13 protein-coding genes, 1 tRNA gene and 1 pseudogene are annotated in these 17,778 nt (G+C 72.4%); 4 read left to right on the forward strand and 11 right to left on the reverse strand.

The features are described from left to right. Positions 1-65: 65 nt before the first annotated feature. Together BR98_RS28345 and BR98_RS28350 are read left to right on the forward strand one after the other, a co-directional pair. Positions 66-521, forward strand: coding sequence for a hypothetical protein (locus tag BR98_RS28345; RefSeq protein WP_051970288.1), 456 nt, complete (start codon positions 66-68; stop codon positions 519-521). 186 nt (positions 522-707) lie between these two features. After that, positions 708-1,628 carry a spermidine synthase gene (locus BR98_RS28350; RefSeq protein ID WP_035849036.1) on the forward strand — a complete coding sequence of 307 codons (921 nt, stop codon included), beginning with the start codon at positions 708-710 and terminating at the stop codon, positions 1,626-1,628. 40 nt (positions 1,629-1,668) lie between these two features. Here the strand turns inward: BR98_RS28350 and BR98_RS28355 are convergent, their stop codons facing one another. The 6 genes from BR98_RS28355 to BR98_RS28385 form a co-directional block, all read right to left on the reverse strand. Then, the gene (locus BR98_RS28355; protein ID WP_157537963.1) at positions 1,669-2,682 is read right to left on the reverse strand and encodes a hypothetical protein; all 1,014 of its coding nucleotides are present in this window, start codon (positions 2,680-2,682) and stop codon (positions 1,669-1,671) included. 103 nt (positions 2,683-2,785) lie between these two features. Continuing rightward, on the reverse strand, positions 2,786-3,232 hold the full coding sequence (locus tag BR98_RS28360) for a DUF4442 domain-containing protein (protein ID WP_035849040.1): 447 nt from the start codon (positions 3,230-3,232) through the stop codon (positions 2,786-2,788). Positions 3,233-3,335: 103 nt separating this feature from the next. Beyond that, positions 3,336-3,411, reverse strand: a tRNA-His gene (locus BR98_RS28365). A gap of 205 nt (positions 3,412-3,616) precedes the next feature. Then, entirely contained in the window at positions 3,617-4,219 is a 603-nt protein-coding gene (gene orn / locus BR98_RS28370; protein ID WP_035849043.1) for an oligoribonuclease, read from the reverse strand. An 838-nt stretch (positions 4,220-5,057) separates the two neighbouring features. After that, the gene (locus tag BR98_RS28380) at positions 5,058-6,620 is read right to left on the reverse strand and encodes a helix-turn-helix domain-containing protein (protein ID WP_232247651.1); all 1,563 of its coding nucleotides are present in this window, start codon (positions 6,618-6,620) and stop codon (positions 5,058-5,060) included. Positions 6,621-7,857: 1,237 nt separating this feature from the next. Beyond that, positions 7,858-8,577, reverse strand: coding sequence for an HAD family hydrolase (locus BR98_RS28385; protein ID WP_063774950.1), 720 nt, complete (start codon positions 8,575-8,577; stop codon positions 7,858-7,860). 797 nt (positions 8,578-9,374) lie between these two features. Between BR98_RS28385 and BR98_RS28390 the strand changes: the two genes are divergently transcribed. Then, positions 9,375-9,827, forward strand: a complete 453-nt coding sequence (locus BR98_RS28390; RefSeq protein ID WP_232247652.1) for a universal stress protein — start codon at positions 9,375-9,377, stop codon at positions 9,825-9,827. Positions 9,828-10,109: 282 nt separating this feature from the next. Here BR98_RS28390 and BR98_RS28395 read toward each other — a convergent pair whose 3' ends face one another. The 5 genes and pseudogenes from BR98_RS28395 to BR98_RS28410 all read right to left on the reverse strand — a co-directional run bounded on the left by BR98_RS28395 (position 10,110) and on the right by BR98_RS28410 (position 16,785). Beyond that, the gene (locus BR98_RS28395) at positions 10,110-11,300 is read right to left on the reverse strand and encodes an acyl-CoA dehydrogenase family protein (protein ID WP_035849052.1); all 1,191 of its coding nucleotides are present in this window, start codon (positions 11,298-11,300) and stop codon (positions 10,110-10,112) included. A 144-nt stretch (positions 11,301-11,444) separates the two neighbouring features. Continuing rightward, complete coding sequence (locus tag BR98_RS28400) at positions 11,445-12,416, reverse strand: hydroxymethylglutaryl-CoA lyase (protein WP_035854181.1); 972 nt, start codon at positions 12,414-12,416, stop codon at positions 11,445-11,447. A gap of 65 nt (positions 12,417-12,481) precedes the next feature. After that, a complete protein-coding gene (locus tag BR98_RS42800) occupies positions 12,482-13,834 on the reverse strand; it encodes a biotin/lipoyl-containing protein (protein ID WP_456152117.1) in 1,353 nt (450 codons plus the stop codon). Between the two features lie 27 nt (positions 13,835-13,861). Beyond that, positions 13,862-14,929, reverse strand: a pseudogene (locus BR98_RS42805) (ATP-binding protein); the annotation flags it as partial. Between the two features lie 89 nt (positions 14,930-15,018). Next, complete coding sequence (locus tag BR98_RS28410; protein WP_407639544.1) at positions 15,019-16,785, reverse strand: carboxyl transferase domain-containing protein; 1,767 nt, start codon at positions 16,783-16,785, stop codon at positions 15,019-15,021. A 142-nt stretch (positions 16,786-16,927) separates the two neighbouring features. On the opposite strand from BR98_RS28410, the gene BR98_RS28415 reads away from it, so the two are divergent. Then, positions 16,928-17,599, forward strand: a complete 672-nt coding sequence (locus BR98_RS28415; RefSeq protein WP_035849060.1) for a TetR/AcrR family transcriptional regulator — start codon at positions 16,928-16,930, stop codon at positions 17,597-17,599. Positions 17,600-17,778 lie beyond the last annotated feature (179 nt).

Raw genomic sequence — 17,778 nt, forward strand, 5'->3', positions numbered from 1 at the left:
AGCGGCCCGAGGTGGACAGGACGGGCAGGGTGGTACGGGGAGCGAACCGAACCAGGAGGGCCCGCATGATGGTCACCGGAGCGCCACAGTTCCACTCGGTCGAGCCCCCGCCCCTCGGTCGACCGGCGGCCGGTCGCACACCTGCGGGGCGGTCGGCCGCCGCACGCGCGGCCGTCACCCGGGGGTACAGCCGGCGGTGCGACACCGTCACCGTGCCGCTGCGCTATGGCCTGGAGACCGTCGACATCCTGCGGCTGCGGGGGGCCTGCGGTTCGGTGGTGCAAGGGGAGACCGGAGCCAGCGTCGACTTCCTGGTCCCCGCCGGCACGGCCGAGCTCTGGCATCTGCCCGGCACCTCCTGTACCGCCGGCTCCGCCGCCCTGTCGGCCACCGACCCACGCTGGCTGCTGCCACCGACCGGCCCCGGGCTGAGCCCGAGCACCACGGATCCCTGGGTGCTGCGCTCCGCGCTGTGCGAGGCGGCGCGCACTCTGACGGCCGGTGGCCTGGGGCCTTTCTGAGCCTGGTGGCTGTGCGTCCTGGGCTCCGTGCTTCTGCGCTCGGCGCATCCTGCCTGGTGTCCTGCCTGCCCGCGTGTCCTGCCTGAGCGTCCTGCGCACGCTGGTTGCGTGTCCCGCGCACCCCGGTTGCCCGTTCCGGGCCTCCCACCTGCGCGTTCCGTGCCGGCACCGGCGATACTTCGCTCCATGGGACGAGAGCGACGGGCCCCGCGCAGGCGGCCGACCACGGACGACGCGACCGCTGCCGTCGAGGCTGCCGACGTCGGCGGCCCGCGTTCACGGCGGACCGACACCGGTCTGGCCGAGCTCGTCCCCGACCGCGACCACCCGCAGGCCTGGTCGCTGCTGCTCGACGGCGCCCCGCAGTCGCACGTCGACCTCGCCGACCCCACTCGGCTCGGCTTCGAGTACCAGCGCCGACTCGGTCACCTGGTCGACCTGGCGGCCGAGCCCGGCAAGCCCATCCAGGTGCTGCACCTCGGTGGCGGCGCGCTGACCCTGGCCCGCTACACCGCCGCGACCCGGCCACGCTCCCGGCAGCAGGTCGCCGAACTCGACACCGGTCTCACCGAGTGGGTCCGCGCCGAACTCCCGCTGCACCCGAACTGGCAGATCAAGGTCCGTGGCGCCGACGCCCGCACCGTCCTGGAACGGGCCCCCGAGGCCGGCGCCGACCTGGTGATCGCCGATGTCTTCTCCGGTGCCCGGGTCCCCGCGCACTGCACCACCGTCGAGTTCGCCACCCTGGCTGCCCGAGCCCTGGCCCCTGGCGGCCGTTATGCGGTGAACATCACCGACGGCGCCGGGTTGGCCTTCGCCCGCTCCCAGGTGGCCACCCTGCTGGCGGTCTTCCCCGAAGTCGCCCTGATCGCCGACCCGGCGGTGTTGCGCGGCAAGCGCTTCGGCAACCTGATCCTGGCGGCGGCTCACACCCCGCTGCCGATCGCGGAGTTGACCCGCCGGGTGGCCAGCGACTCCGCGCTCGGCCGGGTCGAGCACGGCGCGGATCTGGCCGCCTTCACCGGTGGCGCAGCCGTCGCCACCGACGCGGCCGCCGCCCCCTCGCCGGCCCCGCCCCCGGACGCGTTCAAGTGGGCGGGCCGCTGACCACGGCGAGTGGGGACACCCGAGGGTGAGGGCGTGCGGCTCAGTGGCCGCGTGGCAGCCCTCGGTGCTTGTACATCGCCGCGCCGGTCAGCAGCAGGCCCGCGGCGATCGGGATCAGCACCGCGTTCTCCACGCCGGTGGCCGCGAGCGGTCCCGCCGAGGTGGCCGCGGCCACTGCCTGCTCGCCGATGGCGATCGGCCCGGCGTGGTTCGGCAGGCTCGCACCGGGCTCCGTCCCGGTCGCCGGGAGCGGGGCGCCGACCAGGGACCGCTCACCGTCGCGGGAGGCGGCGAGCTCGGCGGTACGGGCCGTGAACGCGACTGCCGAGCCTGCGTAGGCCGAGCCGCCGCCGGCCTGCCCTTCGTCGGTCGTGCCCGCAGGATCGGCGGCCGCCCCGTGGGTCCACGCCTCACCCGTCCGCCAGGCGTCCGGCGAGGAGTTGGCACGGTTCCTCGCCGCCTCGCTGTCGGACGCGGCAGGTGAGCCGATCCCGCCGAAGATCCGCCCCGACCGTTCCCCGCTGCCGCTGCCGCTGCCGCTGCCGCTGCCGCTGGCGCCGCTCGCCGAAGCCGGGTGCCCGGCGTCGCCGGTCGCGGGTGCGGCTTGGGTACCTCGTGCACCGGGCTGGGCGGGCACGGCGGGCAGCAGTACAGCGGCGAGGGCGAACGCGTCCGGTACGGCCGTCGCCTGTCCGGGCAGGGGCAGGTCGCCCGCGCGGATCCGGCTGTGCAGCAGCTGGTCGACGTTCCCCGCCTCCGCCCCAGCCGTGCCGAGGACGCCGCCGTCGCCGGTACCGGACCCAGGCGCACCGACGGTCCGGACCGTGTCGCTGGCCACCTGTCCCGCGCCGACCCCGGTGCTCGCGTAGGCGTAGGCGGCCGTCACGCCGAGCCCGAGCCCCCAGACCTGCGCGAGCACCGCACCGCCGGCCGCCAATGTGCGGGCTCGTTGCCGGGGCAGCCGGTGGCCGCTGCCGGGCGCCGGTACCGGTGCGGGGGCGGACGAGGCGGCGGGCGGCGGTTCGGGCGCGGGTGACGCGTGATTGGCTCGCACGTGAGAGGAGAACGAGCCGCCCCGTCACGAGGTCACGGCCGCGCCCCAGGCGCCGGCAGGGGCGATTTTCAGCCGATCTGACGTTATGACAGATCGGGCCCGCTCAGCCGTTGGGCCGCAGCGTCCAGAGCACGCTCATCACGCCGGTCACCGCGCCGTCCTCGCGGGTGATCTCCACCGCCACCGGGAACTCCGGGCGCTGCCCGGCGTCCAGCTCGGCGATGATCTCCTCGGCCGGGCGACCCAACGTGGCGGTGGCGGTCACGGTGCCCATCGCCAGCTTCTTGTAGGCGATCTCGGCGCTGACGGCCAGCGGCACCGCGCGCGAGAGCTGGTCCCCGAAGGCGGCCAGCACGATGCAACCGCTGGCCGACTCGCCCAGGGTGAACATCGCACCGGCGTGCGGCCCGCCCACGTGGTTGTGGAAGTCCGGCTGGTCCGGCAGCTGCAGCACGGCCCGCTCCGGGCTCGTCTCCAGGTAGGTCAGGTTCAGCGTGCGGGCCATCGGAACGGTGGAGGCCAGCAGCTGGCCGATGGTGGGAGTCGTCATGGCGGCTATGTTACTTGCGAGTAGCCGACTCGGACAGAGGGGATTCGGATAGTCGGAAACGCCGAGAGGGCCTGATCTCGAAGAGATCAGGCCCTCTCGGACTTGGGGTGAGTGACGGGACTCGAACCCGCGGCCACCTGGACCACAACCAGGTGCTCTACCAACTGAGCTACACCCACCATCTGTCCGGCGCGTTCCCGCGCTGACAGGAAGAACTCTACAGGATCCGAGCGGGTGCTCGCGCCAGGGTTTCGCGGTGCGGTGGGAGTGCGGGCAGGTGGGTGACCTGGGTCACAACGACCGCGCCCAGCACCGGACTCCGGGTGCTCCGGGTGGCACCCGGAGGTCGGCCTGTCGCCCCGCTCCGCCTCAGTCCGCTCCGCCTCAGTCCTCGGACAGCTGGTACTTGGCTGCGATCCGTCGGGCGTCCTCGGTCTCCGGCCCGGGCGCCGGAACGAACACCGCCTCGCGGTAGTACTGCAGTTCGGCGATGCTCTCCCGGATATCCGCCAGCGCCCGGTGGCTGCCCCCCTTCTGCGGGCTGTTGTAGTACGCCCGGGGATACCAGCGGCGGGACAGCTCCTTGATCGAGGAGACGTCCACGATCCGGTAGTGCAGGTGTCCCTCCAGGGCCGGCATGTCCCGGGCCAGGAAGCCGCGGTCGGTGGCCACCGAGTTCCCGCACAGCGGGGTCTTCCCGGCCTCGGGCGCGTGCTGGCGGACGTAGTCGAGCACCAGCTGCTCGGCCTCGGCGAGCGTCACCCCGTCGGCGAGCTCGTCGAGCAGACCGGAGGAGGTGTGCATCTGGCGCACCACCTCCGGCATGGTCTCGAGCGCCTGGGCCGGCGGGCGGATGACGACATCCACGCCCTCGCCGAGGATGTTGAGCTCGGAGTCGGTGACCAGCGCCGCCACCTCGATCAGCGCGTCGCGCTCCAGGTCGAGGCCGGTCATTTCACAGTCGATCCATACCAAACGGTCGTTCACATGACTCACCCTACGGCGCTCCTACCCGTGCTGGGCAGCCGCCGGGCCCGAGGCGCGGGCGGGTTGGGTGGCTGACGGTCCGTCAGGTGACCGGTTCGGGCCGCTCCGGGGGCGGCCCGGGGGATGCGCCGGTCCGGCGGATGGGACGGCGGGGCGGGCGGAACCCCGCTGTCGGGGCGCGGCCCGGCAGTCGGGGTTCGATCCGTTGCCGGGGCGCGGCTCGCCCCGGCAACCGTCGGTCAGTCCGGCGCAGGCGGTCAGGCCTCGGGCTCCGCCGTCGAGGGCCCGTCGGGATCGGCCTCGCTGCGCGCCGACCCGTCGGTGCGACCGGCGGCCGTGGCGGCTCCCACGGTGCCGTTCCCGCCGGGGCTCGGCGGGCGTCGCATCCCCCCGGCCGCGCGCTGGTCGCTGACACCCCGCTGACCGTTCGCCGTCCCGGCCACCCCCGCTGCGCCGGCCACTCCCGCTGCGCCCGTGGTGCCGGTGAGTCCCGTCGGGCCCACCACACCCGGTCGTCCGGCCAGGCCCGTTCGAGCCGCGGCACCGGTGACCGGTCGGACCGCCGGCCGCGAGGCCGGTCGCCCCTCCGCGCCCCGTTCCGAACGCGCCTCACCCCGGCCGTCCGTGGGCCGGTCGGTGCGGTGGCCCGCGCCGGCACCGCGCGCGCTCGGCTGCGGGTGGCCGTCCTCCGCCACCGCGTGCTCGACTGGCCGGGCAGCCGGACCGGGCCCGCGTCGCGTCGCCGGACCGGGCTGCGGAGGTACCAGCGGACGGATCCGGTTCTTCCCCGGTGCCGGAAGCGCGGCCTGCCCGCCACCGCGCGCCTTGCCGCCGCCCGTCACACCGCCCGAACCGCCCGAACCACCCGAACCACCTGCGCCACCTGCGCCACCCTGGCCGGTGCCGATGCCCGAGCCGGCGACCATGCCCAAGCCGGCCGAGCCGCCGGAAGCACCGAGCATCCCCCGCCCGGGCCACCGCTGCCCGCCACGGTCGTCGCCCCGCCTGGCGCCCCGCTCGTCGCTCCGCCATGGGCGCCACTGCTCGCCGCCGTGCCGGCGGGAGCGGCACCGAAGGCCATCGCCGCCGCTCCGGCCAGACCGGCCGTCGACCCGGCGCCGGCCAGTCCGGCCGTGCCCTGCACCGCGCCCTGCGCGGGCATGCCGACCAGCGCGCCCGGCCCCGGGCGGCGCGCGCGGTAGCTGGTCCGATAGGCGGCGGGGGAGACGCCGAGCTGTCGCCGGAAGTGCCCGCGAAGCGCCACCGGCGAACGGAACCCGCAGCGCCGGGCGACGTCGTCCACCGAGAGCTCCGAGGTCTCCAGCAGCCGCTGCGCCTGCAGCACGCGCTGGGTGATCAGCCACTGCAAGGGCGCGCTGCCGGTGAGCGTGCGGAACCGCCGGTCGAAGGTGCGACGGCTCATGTAGGCACGCGCGGCCAGCACCTCGACGTCGAACTGCTGGTTCAGGTTCTCCAGCGCCCAGGTCACGACCTCGGCCAGCGGGTCGTTCCCGATCTCCTCAGGTAATGACTGGTCGATGTACTGCGCCTGACCGCCGCCGCTGCGGCGGTTGGGCACCACCAGGCGGCGGGCCAGCGCGTTGGCGGCCTCGGCACCGTGGTCGCTGCGCACCACGTGCAGGCAGAGGTCGATCCCGGCGGCCGTGCCGGCGGAGGTGAGCACGTCGCCGTCGTCCACGAAGAGCTCGCGCGGGTCGACGTGCACCCGCGGGTAGCGCTTGGCCAGGGTCGGCGCGTACATCCAGTGCGTGGTGGCGGGTCGACCGTCCAGCAGGCCGGCGGCGGCGAGCACGAACGCGCCCGTGCACAGCCCGATGATCCGCGCGCCCTCGTGGTGGGCCTTGCGCAGTGCGGCGATCGCCTCGACCGGTGGCGGCTGCGAGATCGACCGCCAGGCCGGGACGACGATGGTGCCGGCCCGGGAGAGCGCCTCCAAGCCGAACGGCGCGGTGAGCGTCACGCCTCCGGTGGTGGTCAGCGGGCCCTCCTCGCCCCCGCAGACCAGCAGGCGGTAACGCGGGACGCCGGCGTCCTGGCGGTCCACCCCGAAGACGGAGAGCGGGATCGAGCTCTCGAAGATGGGCGCACCGCTGAAGATCAGCACGGCCACGGTCTCACGCCGGCGACGCCCCGCGAGCTTGCGCGGAGCGACGCCCAGGCCGGGGCCGGGCACGCCCGGTCCTGCGCCGCCCGGTCCCACGCCGCTCTGGCTTGCGTTGCTCTGGCCTACGCCGCTCTGCGCCATGGTGCTCTGCCCGACGCCACCGAGGCCCGCGCCGCTGCCGAGGACACCAGCGGGCGAGTTGACGGGTAGTCCGCTGTTCGGTCCGGACGCCGTGCCGATACCGGTCTCGGGGGCACTGCCAGGACCTGATGCCACGACAGCTCCCATCACCGTCGACGCGGACAGCGACCCGAACGACGACTCCTGACGGACCGTTCGATTCGGTCGCGGACTATTGAGCATGCCTGTGCCAGTGAGCGTGTCGGTACCAGTGGTGTTGGCGGCCTTCGCCTGGGCGGTGAGCGTGACGGTACTTCTCGGGACGCGGGCCCCCCGGCCGGCCGGGGACTGGCCGCTGTCAGGACCTGTCTCGCTCCTGCTCACCCTGTTCAAGGCGCCCAAGCCCCCTCGGTGGTGTGGTGTGGTGGTGCGGCACTGCTCAACAAGATCGAATCTACTGGGTGGACCGTTGCCGTTGTGACAAGTTCACCATCCGACGCTATGTCGACATGGCAATTTGGCGTGATGCATTCGATCACGAAGCGTGGCACCCGTCGACCCCCCTGGGAAGGGGGCAGGTGGGCCGGCGGCTGGTTGCGGCACTGCCGACCCCCGTCGGTGCTGGACGCCTGACCTCTGAGGGAGGCGTGGCCTGGCGCGATGCCCAACCCTGCTTGACCGGACCGAGACTGACTGAAAATCGGTGTTGCGGAGCAGGGGCGCGTGGTGCACGTGTGCGCCCTGTCGGTGCTGCCCCTGCGCCGCACGGGGGTGCCTGTTGTGTCGCGTCGGGCCACATCGAGGGTACGTCGATGCAGCCTCCGTCACGGCGCCGGTTCGAGCCGGGTCGGGTCCGGACTCGGTGCCACCCGGTGCCGAGCCCGCGCCGAGCCCGCTCCGACCCCGCTCCGACCCCGCGCCCACCCGGTGCCCACCCGGCGCCTACCCGGCCGGGCGCGAGCGCCGATCCGGCCGGACCGACCCGGCTCGAACCGGCCATCCGCCCGGGGTGGCACGGAGTGCGTGGCGCGGTGATTCGCCCGGAAAAGCGCCGGGCCGGCTCGGCGGTCGGCGAGCGAGATCTTCGTTGTCAGTGTTCTGTTGTCGAACAAACTCGTTTCAAGCGCATCTCGATGCCCCCAATTCTCTGGATTATCAGTTAGTCGCCCAGCGGCATTGCGAGGATATGCAGCCACCGCGATCGCGGACTCATCGCGTGCGCAGCGGGGGAGCGACGCGGTAACGGCCCCTGCTCCACACTTGAACGACGTCTCCGGACGGCAGGCCGAGGCGATTTTTCTTCCGCAGTCGAACGGTATCTTCCGTCCCCTGGCGGCCCGTTGTGCCCTCGCTCAGGCGCTCGCCGTCCGCTCGCCCTGCCACCCCTGGCCGCTCACCCTGTGGTGCCCGTCCCCGCGACCGTCCAGGACCGCGTTCCCGGGCCCAGGACGGGGTGGGAACCGAGCACGAGCTCCACCGCCTCGGGAAGCCCCGGCGCGCTCAGTGTGGGCCGGTAACCCCGCTCCGACCAGGGACGTCCGTGGTGCAGCCAGACGCTGCGGATTCCGGCCACCTCGGCGCCGGCTATGTCGGCGGGGGCGTGGTCGCCGATCATCCAGGTGTCCGCGGCCCAGTCGGCGGCCGGGGGCACGCCGCAGCGCTGCGCGGCGATCTCGAAGATCAATGGGTCCGGCTTGGCGCAGCGTGCCTCCTCGGAGACCACCCAGGCGTCGACCAGGGCGCCCAGCCCGGTTCGCCGGATCTTCTCGACCTGGGCGCCGGTCCCGCCGTTGCTGACGATGGCCAGCATCCAACCGGCGGTCCGCGCCGCCCGCAGCGCCTTCACATGGGAGTTCGGGCAGTGGATATGAGAATTGATCCCCCGTCGGTAGTGGGTCAGCAGGGCGTCCAGCGACAGGTCCAGGCCGTACCGACGCAGTGCCGCGCCGAGCACGGTGCTGCGGGGGACGTAGCCGCCGCCGTCGATCGTGGTCAGCCAGTCGAGGTCGCTCGGTGGCAGGCCGTATTCACTGAGAAACCCCGCGGCCCAGGCCTGGAAGGCGGCGTCTCGTGGGAGCAGCGTGTTGTCGAGGTCGAGCAGCAGCAACGGCATGGCGTGCATGCTGCCAGCGGCGCCCCCTTCGAGGAAGGGAATCCGCAGATCGGAGCGGTTGTCGGCGCGCTGCAGCGGTCCAGGGCACGTTGGTTGCAGCTCACCGGTCTCAGGTGTCACGGCATCCTCATCAAGCCCACCTCCTTCTGAACTCCGCACCTACGGTGCGTGGCCAACCTGTTGCGTCCACAGACTCCGTCAGGCAAGCTCCTGGGAACCGCGCGAAGCGGGGCGTCATCTCGCTGTTACGGGGCGCGCGTCGATTACTTCGCGCCGCCGCCATTAGCGGGATCGTTGCCGTACTCAGCCGCAATGGCTGGGCGGCCAGGTCCGGTCGTCGTACTCTGAAAGGAACAGGTCACTTACGGTGCAGCTCGGCCTCAACCGACCACGTGCCAATGAATGGCCTGCCGCCTGCGCAGCGCTGTCCTTCCTGTCGGCCCATCTCACTCGAAGAGTCTCGAATCATGGCCGGTTTTGAGTCTCCCCGATCTTCAGACCTGCTCCGCTTTCCCGGAGCGGCAGATATCTCCACGGCGGATTCGCTGCTCGACGCATCCCGGTCACCACAGTCGCCGCAGTCAGGGTCCCGTGGTGGAAAGCCCGGTAGTGGAAAGACCGGCGGCGGAACAACGCGCCGCAGTCGGCTCATGTCTTGGCAACGCCGTCGGCAGGCGGCGTCGGCCGAGGTTTCGGATGGTGTCGGTACCACGCCAGGTGCCGGCGAGGATGGCGGAGGCGACGTGAAGTCCCGGCACCCCAAGCAGACAACTCCTCTTGGTGAGGAGACGCCCACGTTGCAGACCGAGAACACTCGGTCCTGCGACCCGGCCTTCCAACACGGTGTGGTGGTCGGCTTCGACGGCTCGCTGTCCAGCGAGCGGGCACTCGCCTATGCCGTGGGCATGGCCCGCCGTTCCCAGTGCGGCCTGGTCATCGTGCATGTGGCCAACCGGCTGCCCACCACGGTCTGGGCGGGCTGTGAACCTCCAGTCTTCGTGGACGCCCCCGACTACCGCACCGAGGTGCTCGGCCTGGAGCTCGCCTGCGCGGACTTCCTGACCGGTGTCCCCTGGATCCTGGTGGAGCGTGGCGGCGACATCTGCCACGAGATCGAGGAGGTCGGTAAGGAGTACGCCGCCGACGCGATCGTCGTGGGCACCACGCACCGCCTGATCGGGCGGATTTTCGGCTCGATCTCGGGCCGACTGGCCCGCCGGGCCAACCGACCGGTGATCGTGATTCCCTGAGCTTCTGCAGTCTCTGCGCCGGCGTCAGAGTGGCGTGCCAAGTGGGTTGGTATTACTGATTCCGATATGCCAGGGAATCCGTTCGATTGCCTCCGAGTCGGCCACTGAGTGCCCGTCAGGGAAGCCGTCCGCCCACGAACACGGCGGCTCACGTTTCTTCGCCCCGTCGGGCCGACCCCGTGGACGACCAATGGACAGGCGGGGCCTGGGAGGGTCGGGGTGGGGTCCCGACGGCCGGCGGGGTGACCGGCCGTCAGGACCGCGATGGTGACCTGCGCAGGGTCAGGAGTTCATGCCCAACTCGCGTGCGATCAGCATCCGCTGGACCTCGGAGGTGCCCTCGCCGATCTCCAGGATCTTGCTGTCGCGCCAGAAGCGGGCGACCGGGTACTCGTTCATGAAGCCGTAGCCGCCGTGGATCTGGGTGGCCTCGCGGGCGTTGTCGACCGCGGCTTCGGAGGAGTAGAGCTTCGCGATGGCGGCCTCCTTCTTGAAGGGCTCGGCGAGCAGCAGCCGGGAGGCCGCGTCCCGCCAGGCCAGGCGTGCCATGTGGGCGCGGGTCTCCATGTCGGCGATCTTGAACTGGATGGCTTGGTTGGCCCCGATCGGGCGGCCGAAGGCCCGCCTGGTCGCGGCGTAGCTGAGCGACTGGTCGACGCAGCCCTGGGCCAATCCCGTGGACAGGGCGGCGATGGCGATGCGGCCCTCGTCGAGGATCCGCAGGAACTGGGCGAAGCCCCGGCCGCGCTGGCCGAGGAGGTTGACTTCGGGGACTCGGCAATCGGTGAAGGACAGCTCGCGGGTGTCGGAGGCGTTCCACCCGACCTTCGAGTACTTCTTCGACACCTGGAACCCGGGGGTGCCGACAGGCACGATGATGGAGGAGATCTCCCGCTTTGACGAGGGATCAGCGCCCCCTTCACTCGAACGAGCGATCGGTTCGGTGAGCGCGGTCACCGTGACCAGGCCGGTGATGTCGGTGCCGGAGTTGGTGATGAAGCACTTCGTCCCGTTGATCACCCACTCCCGGGTGGTCTCGTCGAACCGGGCCGTGGTCCGGGTCGCGCCCGCATCGGAGCCGCCCTCGGGCTCGGTCAGGCCGAAGGCGCCGAGGATCTCGCCGCGCGCCAGCCGGGGCAGCCACTCGCGCTTCTGCTCCTCGGTGCCGAAGCGGTAGATCGGCATCGCGCCGAGCGAGACGCCGGCCTCAAGGGTGATGGCAACCGAGGAGTCGACCCGGGCGAGCTCCTCCAGGGCGAGGCAGAGCGCGAAGTAGTCGCCACCCATGCCGCCGTACTCCTCGGGGAACGGCAGGCCGAACAGGCCCATCCGTCCCATCTCCTTGACGATCTCGTACGGGAACTCCTCCCGCTCGTAGAAGTCGCCGATCGTCGGCGCGACCACATCGTTGGCGAACTCCGCGACGGTGCGGCGAAGCTCCTCGTACTCGGAATCCAGTCGGTGGTCGAGCATCTGATCCTCCATTGGTTCGCCCGATTGGGTGTGCCGGGCGCAGGGTGGCGCGACGGGTGTCGCAGAGGCGAAACGGCGCGCGATGGCGCGCCAGAACGGAGCGCGCTGTGCCGATGCCTCGCATCGGCACAGCGCACCGGTTGATCAGCCTGTCGAGGACGGGAGCGTGGCGGCGCCGACCAGGGCCTGGACCGCGCGGGACGGGCTGGGACGTCCCAGCCGCCCGGCCAGCCAGGCACTGGTGGCGGCGAGCGCGGTGAGGTCCACGCCGGTCTCGATGCCGAGACCGTGCAGCATCCACACCAGGTCCTCGGTGGCGAGGTTGCCGGTGGCGCTCTTCGCGTACGGGCAGCCGCCGAGCCCGCCGGCCGAGGCGTCGACGACGGTGATGCCGTGCCGCAGCGCGGTGAGGGTGTTGGACAGGGCCTGCCCGTAGGTGTCGTGGAAGTGCACGGCGAGCCGCTCCACCGGGACCCCGGCGCGGTCGAACGCTTCGAGCAGTCCGGCCACCTGCCCCGGCGTGGCGACGCCGATGGTGTCGCCCAGGCTCAGCTCCGCGCAGCCGAGTTCGAGCAGCCGCAGCCCAGCGGTGACCACCTGGTCGGCGCCGACCGGGCCCTCCCACGGATCGCCGAAGCACATCGAGAGGTAGCCGCGGGCGCCCACGCCGGCCTCGACCGCCCGGGTGACGACGGGGCGGAACATCTCCAGCGCCTCCGCCATCGAGCGGTTGAGGTTCCGCTGGGCGAAGGTCTCGGTGGCGGAGGCGAAGACGGCGATCTCGTCGGCCCCGCGAGCCAACGCCCGCTCGAGGCCGCGCTCGTTGGGCACCAACACCGGCAGCCGGAGTCCCTGGTACTGCTCGCGCAGGCCGGTGACCCGGGGGAGCAGCTCCTCCGCATCGGCCAACTGGGGGACCCACTTGGGATGGACGAAGCTGGTGGCCTCCACGGTCCGGAGCCCGGCCGCAGCGAGTCGGGCGATGAACTCGGCCTTCACCTCGACGGGGACCAGGGAGCTCTCGTTCTGCAGGCCGTCGCGGGCGCCGACCTCGTGGATCCGCACCCGGGCCGGTAGCGCCGGGTCCCGGACCACTGCGGGCAGCCCGAGTTCCAGCACTCCAGGGTCGGCCGACTGCTCCGAACGGGTGGAGTTGTCGGGGGCCTGGTTCTGAGTGCTCATCAGGAAGCCACCTCCTCGGGCTCCGTGGTGGCGGCCGTCTCGTCGGGCAGGACGACCGCGAGCAGCTGCTCCATCGCGACGGTGCTGCCTGCGGTGATGTGCAGCTCGCTGACCGTGCCGTCGTGCGGCGCGGAGATCACGTGCTCCATCTTCATGGCCTCGAGGACCAGCAGGGCCTGTCCGCGCCGGACCACGTCTCCCACCGAGGCCTTGACCACGGTGACCGTGCCCGGCATCGGCGCGGTGAGCGCACCGTGGTGCGCGTCGGCGGACGCGGTGCGGTCGGCGACCGGGTCGTAGGGGTGCACCGCCCAGCTGTCGCCGTCGCTGCCGAGCCAGATCACCGGCCCGACGCCGGCCGCCGGGGCGTTGTCAGTGGCGAGCGCAAAGGTGGAGCGCAGACCGTCGAGGGTGAGCGACAGACTCGTGCCGCCGAGCGTGGCGCGGGCCCGGCGGATCGGCCCGTCACCCAGACGGACCAGCAACTCCGGGAAACCCGTTGACGGACTGTCAGAGGCCTCGATTACGGTGTCGGCACTGACAGGTCGTACTCGTACCGACACCGGGTCCTGCCCGGAGACGCGGAGTCGGTGCGTCGTCCAGGCCGGTTCGCCGGCCAGGCGCCAACCGGAAGGGAGCGCGAAGGGATCGGTCCAGCCGTCGGAGGAGGCTGGCGCGAGCAGCAGGTGCCGCACGAGTGCCGCGGCGAGGTAGACGGCTTCCGAGACGGCGGGCGACTGCTCGGTCGCGGAGGCGGCGGCTGACGGTACCTCGGAGCTGACCACCGCGAGGTCCCGCGAGGTGTAACGGTCGCGACTGTCGTCCAGCAGTTCGGGGTGTTGCTGGACGGCTCGCTCGACCAGTCCGGTGTCCAGTCGGCCGGCGACCACCTCCGGGTGGGCGAGCAGTCGGCGCAGGAAGCCGGTGTTGGTGGTCAGACCGAGGATCCGGGTGTCCGCGAGCGCGGCGCGCAGGCGGAGCAGCGCTGTCGGGCGGTCGGGTCCGTAGGCGATGACCTTGGCCAGCATCGGGTCGTAGACGCTGCCGATGTCCGTGCCGGCGGTGAGGCCGGAGTCCACCCGCACGCCCTCACCGCGCGGCTCGTCCAGCAGGAGGATCCGGCCGCCGGTCGGCAGGAAGTCCCGGGCCGGGTCCTCGGCGCAGATCCGGGCCTCGATGGCATGACCGAGAAAGGAGACGTCCGACTGAGCGAACGACAGAGACTCACCGGCCGCGATCCGCACCTGCCACTCGACCAGGTCGAGCCGCTCCGGCGCGGACTCGCCGGCCGGGGACGGTCCGGCTGACCAGGCGACGGACGGACGGTCCGGTTGAGCGGTGCCCGGCTGCACGGTGCCCGGCTGTGCAGTGGCGGACCGACCGGTGGCCGACCTGCTGATCGCGACCGCGAGTTCGGTCACGGGGTGCTCGACCTGGAGGCGGGTGTTCATCTCCATGAAGAAGAACTCGCGGACCGGTGCCGTCCCGTCCGCTGCCGACTCCGCGTCCGCTCCCGACTCCGCGTCCGCCCCCCACGCCGCTCCCGGCTCCGCTTCTCCCCGGCCGCCGGCCGAGGGCGCGTCCGGATCGTCACCGGGCACGATGAACTCCACCGTGCCTGCACCGGTGTACCCGCAAGCCTCGGCCGCCCGGACGGCGGCGGCCCCCATCGCGGCCCGCGTCTGCGGGTCCAGCAGAACGGAGGGTGCCTCTTCGATCAGCTTCTGATGCCGGCGCTGCAGACTGCACTCGCGCTCGCCGAGGTGCACGGTGGTCCCGTGGGCGTCCGCCAGCACCTGTACCTCGATGTGGCGGGGGCGGTCGACCCAGCGCTCCAGCAGCAGGGTGTCGTCGCCGAAGGCGGTGCGGGCCACCCGGCGGGCCGCGGCGAGCTCGGCGGGCAGCTCGGCAGGGTCGCGGACCAGCCGCATGCCCTTTCCACCGCCGCCGGCCGACGGCTTGATCAGCACCGGGTAGCCGATCTCCTCGGCGGCGCGGATCAGCTCCTCGTCACTGGTCGCCCCGCCACGGCTGCCGGGCACCACGGGCACGCCGACCGCGCGGACCGCCTCCTTGGCGTTGATCTTGTCGCCCATCAGCTCCACGGCCGCGGCCGGCGGGCCGATGAAGACCAGTCCGGCCTCGGCGCAGGCCTTGGCGAAACCGGGGTTCTCGGCCAGGAAGCCGTAGCCGGGGTGGATGGCCTGGGCACCGGTGCGCAGGCCTGCGGCGATGATCTGGTCGCCCCGCAGATAGGTCTCGGCGGCGCTGCTGTCACTGCGGTCGGCGGGGCCGAGCCGGACGGCGAGGTCGGCCTCGCGGACGTGCCTGGCGTCGGCGTCGGCGTCGCTGTAGACGGCGACCGACCGAACGCTGAGCCGTCGCAGGGTGCGGATCACCCGCACGGCGATCTCGCCGCGGTTGGCGACCAGGACGGTGTCGAACATGGGAGGTGTTCCTCCGAGGCGAGGGAGTGGAGCAGAAGAGGACGAGGGGACGGAGCGGGCAGACCGGGGCGGCCCGGAGAGAGCCCAGGTCACATCCGGAACACGCCGTACGGAGCGGGCGGCGCGAGCGGGGCGTTGGCGCAGGCGGTCAGGGCCAGCCCGACCACCGTCCGGGTGTCCATCGGGTCGATCACGCCGTCGTCCCAGAGTCGCGCGGTGGCGTAGTACGCGTTGCCCTGCCGTTCGTACTGTTCCCGGACCGGGCGCTTGAACTCCTCCTCGGCCTCGGCGGGCCACTCCTCGCCACGTGCCTCGAACTGGTCGCGGCGCACGGTGGCGAGGACCGAGGAGGCCTGCTCGCCGCCCATCACCGAGATCTTGGCGCCCGGCCACATCCACAGGAAGCGAGGTGAATAGGCACGACCGCACATCGAGTAGTTGCCGGCTCCGTACGAGCCGCCGATCACCACGGTCAGCTTCGGCACCCGGGTGCAGGCCACCGCGGTGACCATCTTGGCGCCGTGCTTGGCGATGCCACCGGCCTCGTACTGGCGGCCGACCATGAAGCCGGTGATGTTCTGCAGGAAGAGCAGCGGGATGCCGCGCTGGTCGCACAGTTCGATGAAGTGCGCGCCCTTCATGGCGGACTCGGCGAAGAGCACGCCGTTGTTGGCGACGATCCCGACCGGGTGGCCGTGGATCCGGGCGAACCCGGTCACCAGGGTGGCGCCGTACTCGGCCTTGAACTCCGCGAACCGGCTTCCGTCCACCAGGCGGGCGATCACCTCGCGGACGTCGTACGGCGTGCGCGGGTCCACCGGTACCGCGCCGTACAGCTCGGCCGGGTCGACGGCCGGCGGCTCGACCGGGGAGAGCGGCCACGGGTGGGCCGTGCGCGGGCCGAGGCCGGCCACGATGGTGCGCACGATGTCCAGCGCGTGTCCGTCGTCCTCGGCCAGATGGTCCGTCACACCCGAGGTGCGGGAGTGCAGTTCGCCGCCGCCCAGCTCCTCGGCGGTGACCACCTCACCGGTCGCCGCCTTCACCAGCGGTGGCCCGCCGAGGAAGATGGTGCCCTGGTTGCGGACGATCACGGCCTGGTCGCTCATCGCCGGGACGTACGCGCCGCCGGCCGTGCAGGAGCCCAGCACGGCGGCGATCTGCGGGATGCCGGCGGCCGAAAGGCGGGCCTGGTTGTAGAAGATCCGGCCGAAGTGGTCCCGGTCCGGGAACACCTCGTCCTGCATCGGGAGGAAGGCGCCGCCGGAGTCGACCAGGTAGATGCACGGGAGGCGGTTCTCCAGTGCCACCTCCTGTGCCCGGAGGTGCTTCTTCACCGTCATCGGGTAGTAGGTGCCACCCTTCACGGTGGCGTCGTTGGCCACCACCATGACCTCGCGCCCGGCCACCCGGCCGATTCCGGCGATCACACCGGCTGCCGGGGCGGCGCCGTCGTAGAGGCCGTCGGCCGCGAGCGGGCAGATCTCGAGGAACGGCGAGGCGGGGTCGAGCAGGGTGTCCACCCGGTCCCGGGGCAGCAGCTTGCCGCGCGCGGTGTGCCGGTCCCGTGCCTTGGCGCCCCCGCCGAGCGCGGCCTGGCCGAGCTTCTCGCGCAGCTCGGCGACCAGAGCCTGGTGCGCCTCGGTGTTGGTCCGGAAGGCGGCCGAGCCGGGGTCGACGGCCGAGCGCAGCCGCGGCGCCGGGGCAGCTGCCGCAGGGCTCACCGAGGACGCCGCAAGAGCGGACGCCGCACCAGCGGACGGGCCGACGGCCGAAGCCGCGCCTGGAGCCGTCAGTGCGCCGGCTCCCGTGGTTCCGGCGTTCCCCCACGGATCATGAGGGGTGAAGCCGGGCATCGACAGGGCCATCCCAAGAGCTCCCTTGCTCCCGGAAACCAGTGGACGGAGAGGCCGGTAGGCCCCGCGCCCCCAAGTTAATGGTTGTTAACTCCTGTGGCCAGGTTAACCAGCGATAACCCCCCTGTCTACGATGGGATTCATGTCGAACAGCCCTGGTGTCCCCGCGACCCCCCGCCGCGACCAGATCCGCCGCGAGGCTGCTCGGCTTTTCGCCGCCCGCGGCTTCCTCGGCGTAGGTGTGGACGAGATCGGCAAGGCGGTCGGGATCAGCGGTCCGGGCCTCTACCGGCACTTCTCCGGCAAGGACGCGATGCTGGCCGACCTCCTGGTCGGGATCAGTGAGCGGCTGCTGGACGAGGGGCGCCGCCGGGCCGGCGCCGCGCACGGCCCGCGGGCCGCGCTGGACGCGCTGATCAGCGGCCACGTCGACTTCGCGCTGGACGACTCCGACCTCATCACGCTGCACGACCGCGAACTTCTCCACCTCAAGGAGGAGGACCGGCGCCAGGTGCGTCGGCTGCAGCGCGAGTACGTCGAGCTCTGGGTCGCCGCCGTCCAGGCCGCGTTCCCCGGGCTGGCCGCGCCCGAGGCCGAGCCGGCCGCCCGGGCCGCCGTGCACGCCGTCTTCGGACTGCTGAACTCCACGCCGCACAGCATCGGCGTTCGCCCGTCGTCGGCTTCCGGCCAGTCGGCTGCCGCCGGCGCGGAGCGCGTCGGCCTGCTGCCGCGCGCCGAGATGGCCGCCCTGCTGCACCGCCTCGCCCAGGGTGCGTTCGACGCGGCCGGCGTGTCCGATGGGAACGCCGCCTAGACCGCGGGCCCCGTAGAGCGCTGGCCGCAGGCCGGATCCGGACCCGGCGTTAGTCGTAGGACGAGCGCCCCCCGGCTCCTCCGTCCGGCGACCGGTGCGCCGGTGCTTCAGGTGGCGCAGCCTGGGAGGGAAGGAAAACCGGCCGGCGACGGTTGGTTCGTGCCAGGTCAGCTGTGCCA

The organism is Kitasatospora azatica KCTC 9699, from assembly GCF_000744785.1.
GTDB classification, from domain to species: Bacteria; Actinomycetota; Actinomycetes; order Streptomycetales; family Streptomycetaceae; genus Kitasatospora; species Kitasatospora azatica.

Bases quoted from the DNA above. Each gene is read 5' to 3' on its own strand.
- BR98_RS28410 (WP_407639544.1), bottom strand. From the start codon at position 16,785: ATGCCCGGCTTCACCCCTCATGATCCGTGGGGGAACGCCGGAACCACG.
- BR98_RS28345 (WP_051970288.1), top strand. From the start codon at position 66: ATGATGGTCACCGGAGCGCCACAGTTCCACTCGGTCGAGCCCCCGCCC.
- BR98_RS28415 (WP_035849060.1), top strand. From the start codon at position 16,928: ATGTCGAACAGCCCTGGTGTCCCCGCGACCCCCCGCCGCGACCAGATC.
- BR98_RS28395 (WP_035849052.1), bottom strand. From the start codon at position 11,300: ATGCTCGACCACCGACTGGATTCCGAGTACGAGGAGCTTCGCCGCACC.
- BR98_RS28385 (WP_063774950.1), bottom strand. From the start codon at position 8,577: ATGCCGTTGCTGCTGCTCGACCTCGACAACACGCTGCTCCCACGAGAC.
- BR98_RS28350 (WP_035849036.1), top strand. From the start codon at position 708: ATGGGACGAGAGCGACGGGCCCCGCGCAGGCGGCCGACCACGGACGAC.
- BR98_RS28360 (WP_035849040.1), bottom strand. From the start codon at position 3,232: ATGACGACTCCCACCATCGGCCAGCTGCTGGCCTCCACCGTTCCGATG.